Source organism: Bacillus sp. 5RYD7K, from assembly GCF_059831465.1.
This window is the reverse complement of sequence record NZ_CP191200.1, coordinates 747,501-750,000: the sequence shown is the minus strand read 5'-3', so window position 1 is coordinate 750,000 and position 2,500 is coordinate 747,501. Positions and strand designations below refer to the sequence as shown.

At 51.9% G+C, this 2,500-nt stretch carries 9 tRNA genes and 3 rRNA genes (2 of these 12 only partly in view); all 12 read left to right on the top strand.

Annotation, left to right across the window (positions count from 1 at the left end):
- Positions 1 to 87 (top strand): 23S ribosomal RNA (locus tag ACQE26_RS03785); it begins 2,842 nt to the left of the window's first position.
- A 51-nt stretch (positions 88 to 138) separates the two neighbouring features.
- Positions 139 to 254: ribosomal RNA gene (gene rrf, locus ACQE26_RS03780) — 5S ribosomal RNA — on the top strand.
- 24 nt (positions 255 to 278) lie between these two features.
- Positions 279 to 354, top strand: a tRNA-Val gene (locus tag ACQE26_RS03775).
- A gap of 3 nt (positions 355 to 357) precedes the next feature.
- Positions 358 to 433, top strand: a tRNA-Thr gene (locus tag ACQE26_RS03770).
- 35 nt (positions 434 to 468) lie between these two features.
- Positions 469 to 544, top strand: a tRNA-Lys gene (locus ACQE26_RS03765).
- A 6-nt stretch (positions 545 to 550) separates the two neighbouring features.
- A tRNA-Leu gene (locus tag ACQE26_RS03760) sits at positions 551 to 632 on the top strand.
- A 24-nt stretch (positions 633 to 656) separates the two neighbouring features.
- Positions 657 to 731 (top strand) — tRNA-Gly (locus tag ACQE26_RS03755).
- A 14-nt stretch (positions 732 to 745) separates the two neighbouring features.
- Positions 746 to 831 (top strand) — tRNA-Leu (locus ACQE26_RS03750).
- An 11-nt stretch (positions 832 to 842) separates the two neighbouring features.
- A tRNA-Arg gene (locus ACQE26_RS03745) sits at positions 843 to 919 on the top strand.
- 14 nt (positions 920 to 933) lie between these two features.
- Positions 934 to 1,010, top strand: a tRNA-Pro gene (locus ACQE26_RS03740).
- Positions 1,011 to 1,014: 4 nt separating this feature from the next.
- A tRNA-Ala gene (locus tag ACQE26_RS03735) sits at positions 1,015 to 1,090 on the top strand.
- 171 nt (positions 1,091 to 1,261) lie between these two features.
- Positions 1,262 to 2,500 (top strand): 16S ribosomal RNA (locus ACQE26_RS03730) (it continues 311 nt past the right edge of the window).

Below are 2,500 nucleotides of genomic sequence, written 5' to 3'. Positions count from 1 at the left end.
TGAAAGATGATCAGGTTGATAGGTCTGAGGTGGAAGTGTGGCGACACATGGAGCTGACAGATACTAATCGATCGAGGACTTAACCATTTTTGAATGTATGCTTACTGTTATCTAGTTTTGAGAGAACACTCTCAATGGTTTGGTGGCGATAGCGAAGAGGTCACACCCGTTCCCATGCCGAACACGGAAGTTAAGCTCTTCAGCGCCGATGGTAGTCGGGGGTTTCCCCCTGTGAGAGTAGGACGCCGCCAAGCCATTACACGTAAGTGTAAATATACGGAGGATTAGCTCAGCTGGGAGAGCATCTGCCTTACAAGCAGAGGGTCGGCGGTTCGAGCCCGTCATCCTCCACCATATGCCGGCCTAGCTCAATTGGTAGAGCAACTGACTTGTAATCAGTAGGTTGGGGGTTCAAGTCCTCTGGCCGGCACCATTTTTGGACAAGATAATAACACAAGTCTTTAAAGAGAGCCATTAGCTCAGTTGGTAGAGCATCTGACTTTTAATCAGAGGGTCGAAGGTTCGAGTCCTTCATGGCTCACCATGTTACGCGGGTGTGGCGGAATTGGCAGACGCGCTAGACTTAGGATCTAGTGTCTTATGACGTGGGGGTTCAAGTCCCTTCACCCGCATTATACAGGATAGTTATCCTGTATGCGGAAGTAGTTCAGTGGTAGAACACCACCTTGCCAAGGTGGGGGTCGCGGGTTCGAATCCCGTCTTCCGCTCCAACTATACCATCCACGCCGGGGTGGTGGAATTGGCAGACACACAGGACTTAAAATCCTGCGGTAGGTGACTACCGTGCCGGTTCAAGTCCGGCCCTCGGCATTCATTATTTAGCGCCCGTAGCTCAATTGGATAGAGCGTTTGACTACGGATCAAAAGGTTAGGGGTTCGACTCCTCTCGGGCGCGCCATATTTTTTTAAAAACGGGAAGTAGCTCAGCTTGGTAGAGCACATGGTTTGGGACCATGGGGTCGCAGGTTCGAATCCTGTCTTCCCGACCACTTCGGGGCCTTAGCTCAGCTGGGAGAGCGCCTGCTTTGCACGCAGGAGGTCAGCGGTTCGATCCCGCTAGGCTCCACCATTTATTTTTTTGAAAAACATGTTGACTTTAAAAGAAACTTATTATAAAATTAAAAAGTTGCTTGAGAAAGTGAACAAAATGATCTTTGAAAACTAAACAAGACAAAACGTACCTGTTAATTCAAAGTTTTAAATAAATCGCACAGCGATGTGCGTAGTCAGTCAAACTACTTTATCGGAGAGTTTGATCCTGGCTCAGGACGAACGCTGGCGGCGTGCCTAATACATGCAAGTCGAGCGGACAGATGGGAGCTTGCTCCCTGATGTTAGCGGCGGACGGGTGAGTAACACGTGGGTAACCTGCCTGTAAGACTGGGATAACTCCGGGAAACCGGGGCTAATACCGGATGGTTGTTTGAACCGCATGGTTCAGACATAAAAGGTGGCTTCGGCTACCACTTACAGATGGACCCGCGGCGCATTAGCTAGTTGGTGAGGTAACGGCTCACCAAGGCGACGATGCGTAGCCGACCTGAGAGGGTGATCGGCCACACTGGGACTGAGACACGGCCCAGACTCCTACGGGAGGCAGCAGTAGGGAATCTTCCGCAATGGACGAAAGTCTGACGGAGCAACGCCGCGTGAGTGATGAAGGTTTTCGGATCGTAAAGCTCTGTTGTTAGGGAAGAACAAGTGCCGTTCAAATAGGGCGGCACCTTGACGGTACCTAACCAGAAAGCCACGGCTAACTACGTGCCAGCAGCCGCGGTAATACGTAGGTGGCAAGCGTTGTCCGGAATTATTGGGCGTAAAGGGCTCGCAGGCGGTTTCTTAAGTCTGATGTGAAAGCCCCCGGCTCAACCGGGGAGGGTCATTGGAAACTGGGGAACTTGAGTGCAGAAGAGGAGAGTGGAATTCCACGTGTAGCGGTGAAATGCGTAGAGATGTGGAGGAACACCAGTGGCGAAGGCGACTCTCTGGTCTGTAACTGACGCTGAGGAGCGAAAGCGTGGGGAGCGAACAGGATTAGATACCCTGGTAGTCCACGCCGTAAACGATGAGTGCTAAGTGTTAGGGGGTTTCCGCCCCTTAGTGCTGCAGCTAACGCATTAAGCACTCCGCCTGGGGAGTACGGTCGCAAGACTGAAACTCAAAGGAATTGACGGGGGCCCGCACAAGCGGTGGAGCATGTGGTTTAATTCGAAGCAACGCGAAGAACCTTACCAGGTCTTGACATCCTCTGACAATCCTAGAGATAGGACGTCCCCTTCGGGGGCAGAGTGACAGGTGGTGCATGGTTGTCGTCAGCTCGTGTCGTGAGATGTTGGGTTAAGTCCCGCAACGAGCGCAACCCTTGATCTTAGTTGCCAGCATTCAGTTGGGCACTCTAAGGTGACTGCCGGTGACAAACCGGAGGAAGGTGGGGATGACGTCAAATCATCATGCCCCTTATGACCTGGGCTACACACGT